Here is an 18,238-nt window from a genome sequence, read left to right on the forward strand (position 1 = left end):
TATAATATCTTACCTAATCTCACCGACTTTAAGGCCTGCGCGGTTTTTGATGGTTGGATGGATGAATTTTTCAAGCGGTTCTATATCTTTCTCATTTAAAATCTGCAAATCCAGCAAAATTTTAACCAACGCCATTTCTGCAGCCCTGATGGCCCCATCCGCCGCTTTCAAGGCAATACCTAAGCCCTTTTGCGGTAGCACAGCAATATAAACCCCTTCCGCCCCCACTTTGGCAAAACCGCGTTCTTGCAGCTGCTCAGTCAAAATGCTGCAGAAACGCCCATGTCCGCCAATCATCAAGGGATTTTTTTTGATCGCTTGCACGATCCTTTTGATGGCTTGTTGGCGGGCGGGCGGCAAGCCAGCCGGATTAGCCATCCGCGCCATGGCGTAAGCCGTTTCAAACAAAGGGATGCCGATAACGGGGATACCGCAGCCATCAATGCCTTTGGGTGCTTGCTTGAGCGAAACACCTGTCATGTCCTCCAAAACTTGCACGATTCGTTGCTGAACGGGATGGTTGTAATCAACATACCCTTTTAAAGGTTCCAGATAAAAACGAGCAGTTGACAAAAATCCTGTATGTTTGCCGGAGCAATTATTGTGCATTGGACTGGGTTTACGGTTTTCCCTGATCAATTTTTCGGCCGCCGCCGGATAATAAGGGGCGTGAATGCCACAACATAGATCATTTTCCTGACAGTCGATTTTTCGCAACCAACTGGCCACCGTTTCCACATGGATGTCTTCCCCTTCATGCGAGGCACAAGCCAAGGCAATTTCCTTATCCTGCAAGGCATAATGGGCAGCCGCCCCACTTTCAACCAACGGGATTGCTTGCAACGGCTTCAAGGATGAACGCGCATACACCATCTTATGGACATCACCCCAGCCCTTCACCCATTTACCTTGCCAATCAACAACAGCCGCATCAACCTGATGCAGGCTTTCAACCATATCTCCTCGGGTCACTTCAATCGATAAGGGATGATGGCTGGTTTTGTGCTTCTCAACTTTCATGCGGCGTCCTTTATAAGAAAATTCCGTTTCTTTATCGCGTCGTTGGTTATTGTAACGCGCTGGTTTGCAAAAATAAAATAATTTATACTGCGAACAAGTTGCTTTTACCACGGAATCTTATTATCGTTTTTTATCATTTGAGAAAACCTTAGTCTCATCGGACTAAATTGGGTATGAGTTGATTTTATCAACATGATGCCTGACTTGCCTTGAGACTTGAGGAATAGAATAACCCAGGAGTATATCTGTTATGAAAAAATTTGGATTCGCATCACTGGCCGGATTATCTGCTCTTTTGTTTTCTTTGGCCGTGGTTGCGCAGCAACCAACAGGCAAACCGACGATGACTGATTTAGGCAAATTTGACAATTGGCAAGCAGCTTCCTTTGATGAAAATGGCAAAATTGGCTGTTTTATGATCAGCGACGCTACCAAATCAGAGGCAATTGAAGGCACCTACAGCAACCGTGGCCGGGTGTATTTAATGATCACTCACCGACCCGCGGCCAATAGCATAGATACCGTCACGATGTTTGCGGGTTACCCTTATAAACTAAGCAGTGAAGTAACCATCCAAGTGGATGGTGGGTCTAAGCATATTTTATTTACCCAAGATGATAAAGCCTGGGTGAAAGATGCCGCTGGCGACAAAATTTTGGTGGATAATATGCGCAAAGGTAAAAATTTAACTGTTTTAGGCATTTCATCACGCAACACCAAAACCCGCGATACTTTTTCGTTAACGGGTTTTTCAAAGGCCTACGCCGCCATCAATACAGCTTGCAACGTTAACCGCTAAGCTGATCGACATTTATCTATTATATTTTTCATTACGTAGCAGGCCATATTGATATGGCCTGTTCTTTTATGGTAAGATACCTATGTTAATGAAAAGCAAGCGGCTGCCATCAAGCCGTCATCCCTTAATTATTGGATATATCATGGGTACAACCAGTCACGCCGCTCAATTCGCCCCCGCCCGGACACCGGATGGGTTGGTGAATCTGGTGGGCCTCAACCGGGATGAAATGATTGCAGCGGTTGCGGCAATTGGCTTACCCGCTTTTCGTGCCAAACAATTATGGCATTGGATTTATCATCAAGGGTTAACCGATTTTAGCGGGATGAACAACCTATCCAAGGAGGTGCGTACGCTTCTGCTGCAACATTTTGTTATCAGCAGACCAGCCGTCAGCAGATCCCTGGATTCAAAAGATGGCACCCGCAAATGGTTGCTGAAAATGGCGGACGGCCAGGAAATTGAATCGGTTTACATCCCGGAGGAAGACCGAGGCACCTTATGTGTTTCATCCCAGGTCGGCTGCACCTTGACTTGTAAATTCTGCCACACGGGAACGCAGCGGCTGGTCCGCAACCTTTCAACCGCGGAGATCGTCGGCCAGATCCTTAATGCTCGCGACCAATTGCAGGAATGGCCTTCACCCGCCGAGGGACGTTTGTTATCCAATATAGTCATGATGGGGATGGGCGAGCCCTTATATAATTATGAAAATGTTGCCAAAGCCCTATTGATCGTGATGGATGGCGAGGGCATTTCTTTATCGCGGCGGCGCATTACCTTATCAACCGCAGGGGTTGTACCGTTGATTGAACGGTGCGGAGCAGAATTGAATGTGAATTTGGCCATTTCGTTGCACGCCGTGAATGATGAGTTGCGCGATCATTTGGTCCCCATCAATAAAAAATATCCTATCAAGGAATTGTTGAATGCCTGCCGGAATTATCCAAGCCTCAGCAATGCCCGGCGGATTACCTTTGAATATGTGATGCTGAAGGATGTCAATGACTCGGCAGCTGAGGCAAAGGAATTGGTGCGCCTGATCCGCGGCATTCCGGCCAAGGTCAATTTGATCCCTTTCAACCCATGGCCTGGCGCGCCGTTTGAACGTTCAACCGATGAAGCCATCCAGCGTTTCAGCCACATCGTTTTTGATGCCGGTTATGCCTCCCCTGTCCGCACCCCCAGGGGGGAAGATATCATGGCTGCTTGCGGACAGCTGAAATCGGATAGCGTGCGCCAAAAGCGGGAACAGCTGGTTCAACAAGCGTTGCAAGCCGCTGTGGTTACCCATTAATATAACTGCCCTTATGTTTATGACATCCAAATATAAGTTTTCCAATTTTTAATACGAATTGGGTTTGATCTCTCACTCTCCGGTGCTATAATGTCAAAATCTTAAGTCAATATTCAAAAAAATCATTGGCATAATTGGAGGAAATAATGGATTCAGTCTCGCATTTTGAAGTAGTGTTCGATAATAAAGAACGGGCAAAGAAATTTTATCAAACCATGTTTGGTTGGCAATTCCAGGAAGTGCCGGGAATGGACTATGTCATGGCCATGACGGCGGAGGGCGACCAAAAAGGATGCCCGAAGGAACCAGGCAAGATCAATGGCGGCCTGATGGCCAGAGATACAACCGCCGCTTACCCCTTGGTCGTGATCGATGTCAAATCGATTGACGCAACCTTGAAAAAAGTGGCAAAAAGCGGCGGTAAAGTTGTGCTGCCGAAACAAAATGTCGGTGATTTTGGCTATTATGCCCGCATTAAAGATACGGAGGACAACACAATAGGTTTATGGGAAGCGATCAAGAAATAACCCTGACCTATTCTTATACTGATCCCTAAAGATAGGGGCGGATGATGGTCAAGCAACCGCCCCTATATTCACCCCTTTCATTCCTGAGTTGATCAATGAAAAATTATATCCCTTTTCCGGTACGTGCCGGTACCACCTCCCGCCAAGCCCATGCGAATTTGCCCGAAGGCTCTTATGAGCGGGAAATCGGCAAAGAAGGTTTCTTCGGCCCCGCCAGTCATATGTATCATAAACACCCCCCGACCGGTTGGATTGATTGGGAAGGGCCGCTACGCCCAAGGGCTTTTGATCTGAATAAATTATCAGGCTCAATTTCCTGCCCGTGGCAAGCACCTGATATTTTATTCAATGCCAATGTGCGCCTGCGTTTTTGGCATTTATCCCAAAAAATGGACCATTTGGTACGGAATGGTGATGGCGATGAGTTGCTGTTCATCCACGAAGGTAATGGTGAATTATATTGTGATTTCGGCCATTTAAGCGTCCGGGCTGGCGATTATGTGATGATCCCCCGCAGCACCATGTGGCGGCTGGAACCTCAGGGCAGTGGGATAAAATTATTGCTGATTGAAGCCACCAACAGTAGTTATCAGTTACCTGAAAAAGGCTTGGTTGGCGCACATGCTATCTTTGATCCGGCGATGCTGGATGTACCAGCCATTGATGAGGCTTTCCTAGCACAGCAAGATGAAAAAAAATGGCAAGTGCGGATTAAACGGCAGCAATTGATTTCAACCGTTACCTATCCCTTCAACCCCTTGGACGCGATGGGTTGGAAAGGTGATTTGGCACCGGTGCGGATCAATGTAGCGGATATCCGTCCCCTGATAAGCCACCGCTATCATTTGCCCCCCTCCGCCCATACCACTTTTGTAGCCAACCGCTTTGTCATTTGCACCTTTGCACCACGTCCCTTTGAAAGCGCACCGGATGCCATTAAGATCCCCTTCTTCCATAATAATGATGATTATGATGAAGTGCTGTTTTATCATGCCGGTGATTTTTTCAGCCGTGATAACATCAAAGCGGGTATGATAACCTTCCATCCCTGCGGCTTCACGCATGGGCCACATCCCAAGGCTTTGCAGAATATGTTGGTGCAGAAAAAACCGGCAACCGACGAATACGCCGTGATGATCGATACGCGTGATGCCCTGGAAACAGGCGCATCAACTAGAGATATAGAAAACTTGGCTTACGTGAATAGCTGGAAAAAATCTTAATGCAACATACAGTGAATTAACATGAAACTGGCAACCCTTAAAAACCACCGGCGTGACGGGCAATTGATCGTGGTCAGCACCGATTTGCAATCATATGCTGTTTCCGAGATTCCCACCCTGCAACAGGCGTTGGATGACTGGCAAAAGGCCAGCCCCCTCTTGCAAAGACTGTCCCAGCAACTCAATCAAGGACGAATGAAGGGGGCGCAACCATTTGTGGCCAAAGACTGCGCGTCACCTTTGCCACGGGCGTTCCAATGGGCGGATGGATCGGCTTATGTCACCCATGTTGAATTGGTACGCAAAGCGCGCGGCGCGGATATGCCCACCAGCTTCTGGACGGACCCCTTGATGTATCAGGGTGGCTCGGATACGTTTTTAGGTCCTTGTGAAGATGTCCGGTTGGCCCAGGAGGATTGGGGAATTGATTTTGAGGCAGAAGTGGCTGTCATCACCAATGATGTGCCGATGGGGGTTAAAGCTGCCAAAGCCGCGCAGCATATCCAATTACTGCTGCTGGTCAATGATATGTCACTGCGAAATTTGATCCCCGGGGAACTTGCCAAGAATTTTGGCTTTTTTCAAAGCAAGCCTTCTTCGTCTTTCTCCCCGGTGGCAGTGACCCCAGATGAATTGGGCCAAGCCTGGGACGGAAAAAAACTGCATCTGCCTCTTTACAGCTACCTCAATAACAGCTTATTTGGCAAGCCGAATGCAGGTGTGGATATGACTTTTGATTTCGCCCAACTGATTGCCCATGCGGCTAAAACCCGATCGTTGGCGGCTGGTTCTATCATCGGCTCCGGCACGGTTTCCAATAAAGATCAAAGCGTCGGCTCCTCCTGTATTGCCGAACGCAGAGTGCTGGAAACCATCGCTTCAGGCAAACCAAGCACACCGTTTTTGCGTTTTGGTGACCAGGTGCGGATTGAAATGTATGATGTGCAAGGCCAGTCCATTTTCGGTGCCATCGATCAAAAAATTGTTGCTTATTCCCCTGCTCCTTAACAGGCTAAAGATCGCTTTTAAGCATATCATCGGGGTAACCTGCATGGATGAGATGTGCCGCAGGGGAATTTTGCTTGCGGAGGCAAAGCTTTTATCCTACAATGCAAGGTCTATCCGGTTTGAAAGGTAGGGAACCTGATCAGAAGTGATGGCAAATCCTTGAGAGGATGAGCCTTTGTTTTTGTTACGTTTTTTCTTATCCGGTCAACGGATAGAATTGATCTCATGGCTGCGGTCTTGGGCACTGTTATTTAATTCAGGAGGCTTCATTGGCAATTGGTACCGTTAAATGGTTTAATTTCAAAAAAGGTTATGGCTTCATCCAACCCGAAGACAACTCGCAAGATGTTTTCGTGCATATTTCGGCGTTAGAGCAATCCGGGATCAGCACCTTGCCGGAAGGTCAGAAAATCACCTATGAATTAGCTAATAACCGCGGCAAAACGTCGGCCGTAACTTTGAAATTGCTTTAATTCACATCACATTTCCAACTTCGATTGGCCAGGCTTCTATTGGCCAGGCTTCTATTGACTGGGCGGTCTTTTTCGGAAGGCCGCTTTTCTTTTGCCTGGTTTAATTATCTGCGGCAAAATATATCCGCCGACTTGCTTTTTCTACTTGCAGCTATCTCATTCATCCTTTTATATTTTCTAGAATATTCGGTAATTCTGGTGATCCATTGCTGGTTTTGTGATAGGTAATCCAATGACCCCCAATAACCTTCATACCTTAACCGACCCTTCCCCCCTGCAACGATTGTGGCGGAAAATATGGGTGGTTTTAGTTTTAAAAATGGCTATCCTAATGGTGATGCGCTTTTGGTGGTTTAGCGGCGAACATCGCCCCCAGATCAGCCCGGAACGCGTTGAACAGCAATTCCTTTTAACCCCCGCAGGTGCCCCATGATTGATATGGAAGTAGTCAACCTTTCCAGGATTCAATTCGCTTTAACCGCGCTATATCATTTTCTGTTTGTACCGCTGACTTTGGGGCTGTCAATCTTACTTGCTATCATGGAAAGCGTGTATGTCATGACGGGCAAGGAAATTTGGCGGCAGATGACCAAATTCTGGGGCGTTTTATTTGGCATTAACGTGGCCATGGGTGTTGCCACCGGCATTACCATGGAATTTCAGTTTGGCACCAACTGGGCCTACTATTCCCACTATGTGGGGGATATTTTTGGCGTGCCGTTGGCGGTTGAAGGATTAATGGCTTTTTTCTTAGAATCTACCTTTATTGGCTTATTTTTCTTTGGTTGGAAACGTTTATCCAAACGGGGGCACCTAGTTGCGACTTGGCTGATGGCGATTGGCGCTAATTTTTCGGCGCTGTGGATTTTGATTGCCAATGGCTGGATGCAAAATCCGGTAGGTGCCGCCTTTAACATGGATACGATGCGGATGGAATTGACTTCGTTGTCCGAGGTGTTTTTTAATCCGGTTGCACAAGCTAAATTCGTCCATACCGTCAGCGCAGGTTATGTGACGGGGGCGATTTTTGTATTGGCGATCAGTTGCTGGTATTTGCTGAAGGGACGCCATACCGAATTTGCCAAACGTTCCTTTACCGTAGCCGCCAGTTTCGGCCTGGCATCCGCCCTATCGGTTGTGGTGCTCGGCGATGAAAGCGGCTATGTGGCAACCGAACATCAAAAGATGAAGATTGCGGCGATTGAGGCGATGTGGGATACGGAGGCGGCGCCTGCCGGATTCACCCTGTTCGGTTGGCCGGATCAAGCCACAGGTAAAACCCATTTTGAAGTGAAAGTGCCGTGGATACTGGGGTTGATTACGACCCGCTCTTTTGATACAGAACTGCCCGGGATTAACCAGTTGGTGCAGCATGGCGAAAAACGCATTGCCTCAGGCCTGATTGCTTACCGTGCGCTGCAAATTTTAAAGCAAGACCGCGGTAATCAAACGGCACTTCAGGATTTTGAAGAACATGGCCAAGATATGGGTTATGCCTTATTGCTGCAGCGCTTTTTAAGCGACATCACCACCGCCACCCCCGATCATATTGCGACAGCCGCCAAAACCCTGGTACCGGATGTGCTGGTGATGTTTTGGTCGTTTCGGGTGATGGTAGGACTGGGGATGTTTTTCATTTTCTTATTCACAGTGGCCTTTTACCTTTCAGCCAAACGGCATTTTCAGCGTCGTTGGTTTTTACGCCTGGCCTTCTGCAGCCTACCCTTGCCTTGGATTGCATCGGAACTTGGGTGGATAGTGGCGGAATATGGGCGCCAACCCTGGATTATTGAGGGGATCCTGCCAACTTTCCTGGGCGCGTCCTCGGTCAGCAGCGGCCAGGTGTGGATCAGTTTAGTTGGGTTTGCCGTGTTTTATACGGCCTTGGCGGTGGTTGATTTATTCCTGATGTTTAAATATGTGCGCCTGGGGCCGGATCAAACCCTGGCACCTCCATCCGCCTTGCCTGTCACCCCTAATTAAGGAGGCCATCATGCCGATTTTACTCGATTACGAAACCTTGCGCTTGATTTGGTGGGTGTTGCTGGGGGTTTTACTGATCGGCTTTGCCGTGATGGACGGCTTTGATTTGGGGGTAGCAACCTTATTGCCTTTTATCGCCAAAAATGATGATGAACGCCGCGTACTACTGAATACCATTGGCCCGGTGTGGGAAGGCAACCAAGTATGGTTTATCTTAGGCGGCGGCGCACTTTTTGCAGCCTGGCCTGCCGTTTATGCGGTGGCTTTCTCGGGGCTTTATTTGGCGATGCTGGCGGTATTGGGCGCGTTGATTTTACGCCCGGTTGGCTTCAAATACCGCTCCAAACTGCTGAGCCCCACTTGGCGGAAATGGTGGGACCGGGTGATTTTCCTGGGCGGGTTTTTACCTGCTTTGCTGTTTGGCGTTGCCACGGGCAATGTGCTACTGGGGCTGCCTTTCCGTTTTGACGGCGATATGCGCTTAAGTCTGGAGGGCGGGTTATTCTCTCTTTTAACCCCGCTTCCCCTGGTTGCAGGGTTGATTAGCGTTGGCATGCTGGTCATGCATGGGGCGGCCTTTTTACAATTTAAAACCACCGGAATTGTCCGCAATCGCGCCGCCAAGGCAGGCCAATGGGCAGCCATCCTCAGCGCCTTGCTGTTTACGGCAACGGGACTATGGATGCTGTCGGGATATTGGGGATTGGATGGGTATCAAATTACCCAGGCGATTGACCCACAGGCAGCCTCGAACCCTCTTGCCAAAACAGTGGGACGGGAAATGGGCGCTTGGCTGGGTAATTATCAATTACATCCTTGGATGATGGCTGCACCCATAGTGGGGATTTTAGGGTCACTGTTGGCAGCTATGGCCTTGTGGCGGCGCTTCGTGTGGCTGGGTTTTATCTGCAGTGGCTTAGCTATTGCGGGCATTATCGGCACCGTGGGGCTTAGTATGTTCCCCTTTATCCTGCCATCCTCACTTGACCCAGCCTCTAGCCTGTTGGTATGGGATGCCTCTTCCTCGCATTTGACCTTGTGGTGGATGCTGATTGCGGTGGTGGTGTTTTTACCAATCGTCCTGACCTATACCGCCTGGGTATTCCGCGTGCTGCGTGGGCCGGTGACGATTTAACATATCCGCGAGGATGACAAGGGATCATATTAATCAAGACAACGGTTTTACAAAGTTATAAAAGGAGGCACCCATGTGGTATTTTAGCTGGATTTTAGGACTGGGCCTGGCCTGCAGCTTTTCCATCCTGAACGCCATGTGGCTGGAAATGAAAGCCTATAGGGACATTGAGGAGGAACAAGAAAAGCAGAAAGAGGGTAGTTCTATTTTTCTGCAGCCCTAGGCTCATTTAACCATTTAAAGGAAAACATGAGTTCATATGAAGTACAACCTGAAGAGCTAGAGCATTTGTCCTTTCCAGATGCTCAAATTTTACAGCAAAAATTTTCAGACAGTCCATCTCTGCGCCAATTGATCATTCATTTGGATGGCTCTTATCTTAACAGCGGCAATCAAAAAGGTCAGCTTGGTAAAGGCTATCTGAAACTATATGACTGGCATCAGGTAATTGTGCATAGCTATGATCACCGTGCTCATAAATGGCTTCTAGTTCCTTCATTATCCAAATATCTCTTGAAAAATATTTGTGAATTTATCATAAACCAGAAACTTATCACTTTTCGTGGTTTTTGTCCAACAACAGGTCTTTGGACAGAGTGGGTATTCTGGGAAACCAAAATCTCAGGAATTTTCGATAAAAATTAACCGGGCAATAATGCACACCTTAAGGCACCATTCAATTCTATAAAAATTTCCTTTCCTTTGTGGTTATTTTCTTTACCCCATTGAGTTTCGATAAATTTCCTTGTAATTTCTGATATATCCTAGTATTTAAATGGGTATTCCGGGTTTTTGATATACAAAGCAATAAGAAAGGGAAAGATTATGCGGATTATTGGGGCGTTGATCGCATTTATTACCGCCATTGTCGGCACAGTAAAGGGGTTGATTTGGTTAATTAATTACATTATTGACGGCTTTCCAGCTGTTCATTTCTCGGTTTGGGTGTTGCCGGTCGCTTGTTTGGTTTCCGTTTATCTGGCCATCAAAACATTTGGCGAGTCAGCCAAAACCTTCGCCAGCCTGCTGGTCGTCGTCAGCGGCGGGGCCGCGGCCTATTTGTATTTTGGTTTGGCCGTCAGCTATGGCATCAGTTATTTGTTAACCATTATCCTGGTTGGAGGCATCCTGGCCTTGTTGGGCGCCTTACAGGAATCCAAGTACTAATTCCTGCGCTTTAAGTTAAAGAAAACCCTGGTTTCTTGCAAAAGAACCGGGGTTTTTTATTGCCACCTGTTGAATGAGCGGGCTTGAAAGGGCACGGATCAGTCCTCAACTTCCTCAAGCCCCATCAGGGAATTGGCAAAATTCTTCGCCTCAAACGGCCGCAAATCGTCAATGGTCTCACCCACGCCAATCGCATAAATGGGCAAGCGGAATTTTTCGGCCAAGGCCACCACCACCCCACCCCGGGCGGTGCCATCCAGCTTGGTCACCACCAATCCGGTTAAGGGAACAATGGATTTAAAAGTTTCCACCTGGGTGACCGCATTTTGACCGATGGTAGCATCCAGCACTAAAATAGTTTGGTGGGGGGCTTGCGGATCAATTTTTTTCAAGACACGGATGATTTTCTGCAGCTCCGCCATCAAATCAGCTTTGTTATGCAAGCGCCCGGCGGTATCGATCAGCAACACATCATCTTTCTGCATTTTGGCTTTAGTCAGGGCATCAAACGCCAACCCCGCAGCATCGCTGCTGCCAGCCATCGGCGTGATGATCGCAACACCCGCGCGCTGGCTCCACACTGTCAATTGTTCAATCGCCGCGGCGCGGAACGTATCACCCGCCGCCATTAAAACCTTTTTCCCGTCTTCCTTAAATTGCGCCGCCAATTTGCCGATGGTCGTGGTTTTACCGCTGCCATTCACCCCGATCACCAGGATCACATTGGGGTGATGTTCGGCCAAAGGCAAGGTTTGAGCCACGGGTTCTAAAATCTTGGCCACCTCATTTGCTAGAAACTCGCGAACCTCAGTGGCATCAACCGCTTTATCGAATTTATACCGCTCCAAATCCTGCACCAGACGAGCGGCCAATTGCGGCCCCAAATCGGCAGCAATCAATGTTTCTTCAATATCTTGGAGGGAGGCCGCATCAAGTGGACGTTTGCCCGTGAAAACACCAGAAATGCCGTCAACCAAACGCGTGGAGGTGCGGCGCAACCCCTTGCCAAGCCTTCGGAACCATCCCAGGCGTTTGCCAATTTCTTTTTTCATGCGGCATGCCCTTGGATATCCGCCAGCAAATTGGTAGGTTGCCAACCGGTGGCGGTGGCTTGCACAATGCTGCCGATTTTGGCGGGCATGCTTAACCGCACCGGGGCGAAATGTTGGCTGTGGCCGGTTGCATAATCACTTTCGGTTTTTTCAACCAATATCTGTTGGATTTTGCCCTGTTGGCTTTGGAAGAATAATTGCCGCTGTAGGTCCCCCATTTCCCGCAAACGCCCTGCCCGTTCCCGCCGCACCTCAACCGGTACTTGCGGCATTTTAGCAGCTGGCGTTCCCGTACGCGAGGAATAAGGGAACACATGCAGGAAACTGATGCCGCATTCCTGCACATGGCGCAGGCTGTTTTGGAACATCGCCTCATCCTCGGTTGGGAATCCGGCAATGATATCCGCCCCCAAGGCGATATCGGATCGCATGCCGCGCAAATCATCACACAGTTTCACGGCCTGTTCGGCGGAATGGCGGCGTTTCATGCGCTTTAAAATCATGGTGTCGCCCGCCTGCAGGCTTAAATGCAGATGGGGCATCAGCCGGGGTTCGCTTTTCACCGCTTCCCATAAGGCCGAATCCATTTCAATCGGGTCGATCGAGGATAAGCGCAGGCGCTTGAGTTCCGGCACCTGCCGCAAAATCTGTTGGGTCAGCTCGCCCAAGGTCAATGGGTTGGCCAAATCTGGGCCGTAGGAGGTGATGTCAACCCCCGTCAATACCACTTCCCCGACCCCCGCTTCCATTAAATGCTGGATTTGGTGGATGATCTGATCCGCGGGCGTGCTGCGGCTGTTGCCGCGGGCATAGGGAATGATGCAGAAGGTGCAGCGGTGATCGCAGCCCTGCTGAATTTGCAGGAAGGCACGGGTGCGCTGGTCAACCCCGCTCAGCAGATGATGGGCGGTTTCCCGCACCTCCATGATGTTTTGAACAGCGACCGGGGTTGGTGTCACGGGCAATTCTTGAAGTTTTACCCCTACAAACTCAGCCAACCGGATGGGATCCAGTTTCTCGCGGTTGCCAAAAACGCCGTTCACCTCGGGCATGTTGGCATAATCACCCGGGTGCAATTGGGCGGCACATCCCGTCACCAATATTTTGGCGGCTGGATTTTCCCGGCGCAATTTGCGGATGCTTTGTTTGACCTGGCGTTCGGCCTCGCCCGTCACCGCGCAGCTGTTGATCACAATGACATCATCAGCGGGCAGCTTGCTTAAATGCTGGCGCATGACACCCGATTCATAACTGTTTAAACGACAGCCAAAGGTAACAATTTTCGGCTCGGCCACAATATCCTCGCTTTTCATAAGCTTTCATATATACGCAAGCTTTTGACAGTTGTTAAGTTTTTTGTTGGTCTTTTCTTTTATTTGTTTGTGCTATTGGCTGTGGCATAATTTTGCCTTAATTTTATCTTACCATAAACTTCAAAAAATAACCCGGTATCACCTATGATCCATCAATTGACAGAAATTACATGGCTGATGAAATGCCAGTTTGGTCATGGACACAGCTATTTTTCCGGCCAAATTTGCAACTAACGGAGAAAAAAAACTGTTTTTCCCAGGATATTTTCCTATGATGAAAAGTGTTTAAAAAAAGATCATTTTATTTGCCAGGATTAGATGACCCAGATTCACATCTTCAGCGTCGGAAAGTGGAAAAAAGGCCCGGAAAAGGACTTATATGACCATTTTCATGCCCGTATGAAATGGCAGATAGTATTACATCAGATGGATGACAAGGCTGCTTCTTTCCTAACGCCTGATCAGGTGAGGGACAACCAGGCGGAAAAATTGTTGCCTTTACTTGCCAAAACCCCGCTTGCTTACCGGATTGCCTTGGATGAAAAAGGCCAACAGCTATCTAGCCTGCAACTGGCTGGGCAATTCCAGCAATGCTTCAACCAATCCTTGATCCCCACTTTTTTAATTGGTGGTGATCACGGCTTACGGCACGATATCGTTAAAAACGCCCATTTAACTTTATCTTTCGGCAAAGTGACATGGCCACATTTATTGGTGTTGGGGTTGCTTTCCGAACAGCTGTACCGGACGCAGCAAATTTTGGCCGGTCATCCCTATCACCGCTCAAGCTAGATGATTTTGTTCCTGTTTTCATTTCAGCAATTTTGCTGTATATAATTGGGGACATTTTTTTGAAAGAACCCGCATGCCTAAAATAACTTTTAATACCGTCAAAAATATGATGAAAACCCAGTCCCTACAGCGCCGCCCAGTAGTTTTATGCATTTTGGACGGCTGGGGATACCGGGAGGAGCGGACCGATAACGCTGTTTTACAAGCGAACGCACCGAATTGGCGGCAAATCATTGAAAAATACCCGCATGCCTTGGTCGAAGCTTCGGAATTATATGTAGGCTTGCCGGAGGGGCAGATGGGAAATTCAGAAGTTGGCCATATGAATATGGGGGCAGGCCGGGTCATCATGCAGGATTTGCCAAAAATAAATCAAGCAGTACGCGATGGCAGCTTGCCTAGAAACCCTGTTTTACAACAATTCATTGAAAACCTGCGCCAAAACGGTGGAACTTGCCATTTGATGGGCTTGGTCTCACCGGGCGGCATCCATTCCCACCAAGACCAATTGGCGGCTTTGGCGCAAATCATCAGCCACGCTGGTATTCCTATTGCTTTTCATGCCTTTCTCGACGGGCGCGATACCCCTCCCAAAAGCGCCCAGGAATTTATGCAGCAATTAATTGCCGTCACTCAATCATTGCATTCTTTCCGGATCGCCACCATTGGCGGGCGGTACTATGCCATGGACCGCGACAAAAGGTGGGAGCGCATTAATCTGGCCTATGAATGCATGGTCAATGCCCAAGGACAACGGGCCGACCATTGGTTGACAGCCATTGAAGAGGCGTACAAGCGTGGTGAAAGCGACGAATTTGTTAAACCGACCGTGCTTGCAGGCTATGAGGGCATGAAAGACGGCGATGGCGTGTTGATGGGCAATTTTCGATCCGACCGCGTCCGGCAAATATTAGCGGCCCTCCTGGACAAGAACTTCAAGGCTTTCCCGCGCTCACGCCAAATCCGTTTTACGACCGCCTTAGGCATGACCGAATATTCGGAGGAATTAGCCCAAATGATGTCCTGTCTTTTCCCTAGTGAACCTTTGGTCAATACGTTGGGGGAAGTGGTTGCCAAAGCTGGCTTAAAACAGCTGCGTATTGCCGAAACGGAAAAATACCCGCATGTCACTTTCTTTTTTAACGGTGGCGAGGAAAAGTTATTCAAGGGGGAGGAACGGATTTTAATCCCCTCTCCCAAAGTGGCCACCTATGATTTGCAGCCGGAGATGTCAGCCTATGAAGTGACAAACAGGTTGGTGGAGGCTATTGAAAGTAAAAAGTTTGATTTTTTGGTCGTCAATTATGCCAATACCGATATGGTCGGCCATTCCGGCAATTTGGCTGCCACCATTTTAGCAGTGGAGGCCGTTGACCGCTGTTTGGGGCGGATCAAAACCGCGATTGAAAAATTAAACGGCGCCATGCTAATCACCGCCGATCACGGCAACGCAGAAATGATGAGCGATACCAAGACTGGCCAACCCCATACGGCCCATACGTTAAATCCGGTGCCGGTCGTTTTAATCCATTCCCAACCAAAATTGCAATTACATCATGGAAAATTGGCAGACATTGCCCCTACTTTATTACAAATTTTGGGTTTACCCCAACCCGTGGAGATGAAAGGGCAATCCCTTATTGACCCATAAACCAAACATCACTGTTTTACTACCAAGGACACGTAAATTCATGATGCGCCATCACCCTAAGGTTTATCCATGACAAGCCAGGTGGAAAAATATAGAGATTTTTACCGCAATATGTGGGTTATTGGCCAACATATCCGACACTTATGTATGTTTTGGGCAGCAAGAATTTTGCCCGGCCTCAGCATCGGGCTTTTATCCATCCCTTTCCTGGTTCCGTTGGCGAATGGCCAGACCAATCCCAATCTGGCCCTAGCGGAAATTGAAAAAATCCGTCAGGAGTTAATTGTTGTTTCCAAACAAGCGCAACAGCAGCAGCAAACGCTTGCTGGTCTAGAACACAAACTGGAGGAATTGGAAGAAACCGAAAAAGCGAAAATCCAAACCTTGGCTAATCAACAACAAGAAATTGGCGGGCTGATTTTAATCCTTGTCCGTATTTCCTCCTCACCGCCCGAAGCTTTGGCTTTCAGCCAAAATTCCATTGTCGATATTGTGCGGACAGCGATTTTGGTGGAAACCACTATCCAGCAGTTACACCAACGCAGCGTGGCTTTGGAAAAAGAATTAGGCAATTTGCAACAAATCCGTCTCCAAATCACTAACCAACATTTACAAATTAACCAATCCGCACAAAATTTCGCCCTGGTTGAACAAAAATTATCGGCGCTTTTAGCTCAGCGCCAACAATGGAATAATCTGCCCTCTTCCGATCGGCAAAATTTTATCGACCGCGTCAATAAATTGACCCAAGACGCTAAAGATTTACGCGAGCTTTTGGCTAAATTCAGTGAATTGCCTTCTGCCCCCGACCTTACAGTGGCAATCGATATTGAAACTTTACAACCATCCCATAACCCGCAGCCTAATTCTTCCGTTTCCGTTGTCGCCCTTCGGTTAGAAAAACCAAAAAACTTTCAAAATTTCCCAACACGCTCCAGCACCCTAACCCCGCCCGTCCAAGGCAAAGTTGTAGGATTTTTTAATAAAACTTATGATACCACTGAAATATTGCGGGGGCTTTTTATTGAAACCAATAATAGCGCCCCTGTCTTAGCGCCTTTTGACGGTCAGATAAAATTCCGCGGCCAATTCCGCAGTTACGGTGAAATATTGATTATTGAGCACGGGCGGGGATACCACACGGTAATCGGGGGTTTAGGTAAAATTGATGCGGAAATTGGTCAATGGTTTTTAGCAGGTGAGCCGATGGGGGTCATGGCTCATACACCAGGCAAAAAACCGCGGCTTTATTTTGAATTGCGCCAACAGGGCCAACCCATTGATCCGTTGCCCTGGTTAAATTTTGTACGAAGGGAATAAATCATATGCTAGGGGGCAAAATTTTCTTGAGTTGGGGATTGTTAGCCTTTCTCCTTATTCCTGCCGGATTCTTGCAAGCGCAAACCGCGCCAAATAAATTATCGGAAACTTATCAGCAGCTGAACCTGTTTAACCAAGTTTTTGATATGATCCGCATGGGGTATCCAGAGCCGGTTGATGACAAAGAACTGATTGAGGGGGCACTTAAAGAAATGGCGTCCAGCCTTGATCCCCATTCCCAATATTTAAGTTCCAAAGACATCTCGGCAGAAGAGGAACCCGAAACAGGTTACGGGGGAATTGGCGTTATTGTTGAGATGGCCGACGGAGCTATTAAAGTTACGGAACCGGTCGAAGGTTCCCCTGCGGACCAGGCGGCAATTCAAGCGGATGATTTGATTGTCAAAATTGATGGGCAGGAACTTTCAAACATCCCATTTGATCAGGCTATTATCAAGTTACGCGGCCCCATTGATAGTAAAGTAATCGTTTCGATTAAGCGGGGGCAACAACCCATTTTTGACGTGGAACTAACGCGCGCATTGATCCAATCAAAAATCGTCCGTTCAAGGATTGAGCGGAACCATATTGCTTATATCCAAATTACTACCTTTGAAGGCGATCCTTATAAGGAATTCGTCGAACAGTTGAATAAATTAAAAGCGCAGACAGGCAACCATTTGATTGGGATGGTTTTGGATTTGCGTGGCAATTTGGGTGGATGGGTGAAACAAGCGGTATTGGTTGCTGACGCTTTCTTAGATAAAGGGGAGATCGGATCGACTGTTTCAGAATACCAGCAACGCACCGACCGGTATCAAGCAACCCCTGGGGATATGATTGATGGCTTGCCGTTAATTATATTGGTTAATGAACAAAGCGCTTCAGCCTCAGAAATCTTAGCTGCCGCTTTGCAAGATCAGGGTCGCGCTATTATCTTGGGGGTGCGCACATATGGGAAAGCAACGGCTTGGAACCGCTTTGAAATGGAAGGGGGCGGGGTTTTACAATTAACAACTAGCTTTGCTTATGGCCCATCCGGCAAGTCCTGGCAAATACGCGGCATTCAACCAGATATTGTTGTTGAACAAGGCACCTTCACCCCTGAGATCGTCTCCCGCGAATATACAGAAGAAAAATATCCCAATGCCTTGAAAAACCCCCTTGCCGAAACCGCGCCCAACCCGTCAACTGCCGTTGTTTCTAGTAAGAGACTGAAAGACAACCAATTGCAGCAGGCGCTGAACATGTTAGAAGCAATTCATATACTGGGCCCATCCCACTAATTTATTTTGTACAGCTGATAGAACAAAAGATAAAAATTCTCCTAAACAAATTGAAGAGTACTTACAAAATATCGATGGGTGAGAATTTTAATAATAGTGAATCAACCTTATTTTCATATCTTGGCTTTTCCGTCACACTTCACTATATTGAAAAGTGTTTCATTGACTTAACTGGCAATATGCCTCACGCAT

Annotated in this window: 19 protein-coding genes; 16 read left to right on the plus strand and 3 right to left on the minus strand. The window is 48.0% G+C overall.

Annotated features, from left to right (window positions below):
* Nucleotides 1-9: 9 nt before the first annotated feature.
* The gene (locus tag IPP67_08385) at nt 10-1,020 is read right to left on the minus strand and encodes an asparaginase (GenBank protein MBL0339156.1); all 1,011 of its coding nucleotides are present in this window, start codon (nt 1,018-1,020) and stop codon (nt 10-12) included.
* Between the two features lie 250 nt (nt 1,021-1,270).
* Between IPP67_08385 and IPP67_08390 the strand changes: the two genes are divergently transcribed.
* The 12 genes from IPP67_08390 to IPP67_08445 all read left to right on the plus strand — a co-directional run bounded on the left by IPP67_08390 (nt 1,271) and on the right by IPP67_08445 (nt 10,632).
* A complete protein-coding gene (locus IPP67_08390; protein ID MBL0339157.1) occupies nt 1,271-1,819 on the plus strand; it encodes an invasion associated locus B family protein in 549 nt (182 codons plus the stop codon).
* A gap of 142 nt (nt 1,820-1,961) precedes the next feature.
* Entirely contained in the window at nt 1,962-3,116 is a 1,155-nt protein-coding gene (gene rlmN, locus IPP67_08395) for a 23S rRNA (adenine(2503)-C(2))-methyltransferase RlmN (GenBank protein MBL0339158.1), read from the plus strand.
* Nucleotides 3,117-3,262: 146 nt separating this feature from the next.
* Nucleotides 3,263-3,643 (plus strand): VOC family protein, encoded by a 381-nt coding sequence (locus IPP67_08400; protein MBL0339159.1) that lies wholly within the window; start codon nt 3,263-3,265, stop codon nt 3,641-3,643.
* A 95-nt stretch (nt 3,644-3,738) separates the two neighbouring features.
* Nucleotides 3,739-4,866: a homogentisate 1,2-dioxygenase gene (locus IPP67_08405; protein ID MBL0339160.1), complete on the plus strand. Its 1,128-nt coding sequence runs from the start codon at nt 3,739-3,741 to the stop codon at nt 4,864-4,866.
* 21 nt (nt 4,867-4,887) lie between these two features.
* The gene (locus IPP67_08410; protein ID MBL0339161.1) at nt 4,888-5,874 is read left to right on the plus strand and encodes a fumarylacetoacetate hydrolase family protein; all 987 of its coding nucleotides are present in this window, start codon (nt 4,888-4,890) and stop codon (nt 5,872-5,874) included.
* A gap of 269 nt (nt 5,875-6,143) precedes the next feature.
* On the plus strand, nt 6,144-6,347 hold the full coding sequence (locus tag IPP67_08415) for a cold-shock protein (GenBank protein MBL0339162.1): 204 nt from the start codon (nt 6,144-6,146) through the stop codon (nt 6,345-6,347).
* A gap of 232 nt (nt 6,348-6,579) precedes the next feature.
* Nucleotides 6,580-6,780: a hypothetical protein gene (locus IPP67_08420; protein MBL0339163.1), complete on the plus strand. Its 201-nt coding sequence runs from the start codon at nt 6,580-6,582 to the stop codon at nt 6,778-6,780.
* Nucleotides 6,777-8,330 (plus strand): cytochrome ubiquinol oxidase subunit I, encoded by a 1,554-nt coding sequence (locus IPP67_08425; protein ID MBL0339164.1) that lies wholly within the window; start codon nt 6,777-6,779, stop codon nt 8,328-8,330. Before IPP67_08420 ends, IPP67_08425 begins: the two co-directional genes overlap by 4 nt.
* Nucleotides 8,331-8,337: 7 nt before the next feature.
* Entirely contained in the window at nt 8,338-9,465 is a 1,128-nt protein-coding gene (cydB, locus tag IPP67_08430; protein MBL0339165.1) for a cytochrome d ubiquinol oxidase subunit II, read from the plus strand.
* A 73-nt stretch (nt 9,466-9,538) separates the two neighbouring features.
* Nucleotides 9,539-9,688 (plus strand): cytochrome bd-I oxidase subunit CydX, encoded by a 150-nt coding sequence (cydX, locus tag IPP67_08435; GenBank protein ID MBL0339166.1) that lies wholly within the window; start codon nt 9,539-9,541, stop codon nt 9,686-9,688.
* A 26-nt stretch (nt 9,689-9,714) separates the two neighbouring features.
* Nucleotides 9,715-10,110 carry a hypothetical protein gene (locus IPP67_08440; GenBank protein ID MBL0339167.1) on the plus strand — a complete coding sequence of 132 codons (396 nt, stop codon included), beginning with the start codon at nt 9,715-9,717 and terminating at the stop codon, nt 10,108-10,110.
* A 180-nt stretch (nt 10,111-10,290) separates the two neighbouring features.
* Nucleotides 10,291-10,632 (plus strand): hypothetical protein, encoded by a 342-nt coding sequence (locus IPP67_08445; protein MBL0339168.1) that lies wholly within the window; start codon nt 10,291-10,293, stop codon nt 10,630-10,632.
* Between the two features lie 98 nt (nt 10,633-10,730).
* Here IPP67_08445 and ftsY read toward each other — a convergent pair whose 3' ends face one another.
* Both ftsY and mtaB read right to left on the minus strand, forming a co-directional pair.
* On the minus strand, nt 10,731-11,684 hold the full coding sequence (gene ftsY, locus IPP67_08450; GenBank protein MBL0339169.1) for a signal recognition particle-docking protein FtsY: 954 nt from the start codon (nt 11,682-11,684) through the stop codon (nt 10,731-10,733).
* Entirely contained in the window at nt 11,681-12,997 is a 1,317-nt protein-coding gene (mtaB, locus tag IPP67_08455; protein ID MBL0339170.1) for a tRNA (N(6)-L-threonylcarbamoyladenosine(37)-C(2))-methylthiotransferase MtaB, read from the minus strand. Before mtaB ends, ftsY begins: the two co-directional genes overlap by 4 nt.
* A gap of 318 nt (nt 12,998-13,315) precedes the next feature.
* Here mtaB and IPP67_08460 point away from each other — a divergent pair, with 318 nt between their 5' ends.
* From IPP67_08460 to IPP67_08475, 4 genes are all read left to right on the plus strand, one after another.
* A complete protein-coding gene (locus IPP67_08460; GenBank protein ID MBL0339171.1) occupies nt 13,316-13,789 on the plus strand; it encodes a 23S rRNA (pseudouridine(1915)-N(3))-methyltransferase RlmH in 474 nt (157 codons plus the stop codon).
* 109 nt (nt 13,790-13,898) lie between these two features.
* The gene (locus tag IPP67_08465; GenBank protein ID MBL0339172.1) at nt 13,899-15,440 is read left to right on the plus strand and encodes a 2,3-bisphosphoglycerate-independent phosphoglycerate mutase; all 1,542 of its coding nucleotides are present in this window, start codon (nt 13,899-13,901) and stop codon (nt 15,438-15,440) included.
* A gap of 69 nt (nt 15,441-15,509) precedes the next feature.
* A complete protein-coding gene (locus IPP67_08470) occupies nt 15,510-16,760 on the plus strand; it encodes a peptidoglycan DD-metalloendopeptidase family protein (protein ID MBL0339173.1) in 1,251 nt (416 codons plus the stop codon).
* A 5-nt stretch (nt 16,761-16,765) separates the two neighbouring features.
* Nucleotides 16,766-18,046, plus strand: coding sequence for a S41 family peptidase (locus tag IPP67_08475; GenBank protein ID MBL0339174.1), 1,281 nt, complete (start codon nt 16,766-16,768; stop codon nt 18,044-18,046).
* Nucleotides 18,047-18,238 lie beyond the last annotated feature (192 nt).

This window comes from Rhodospirillaceae bacterium (assembly GCA_016722635.1).
Lineage (GTDB): Bacteria > Pseudomonadota > Alphaproteobacteria > JAEUKQ01 > JAEUKQ01 > JAEUKQ01.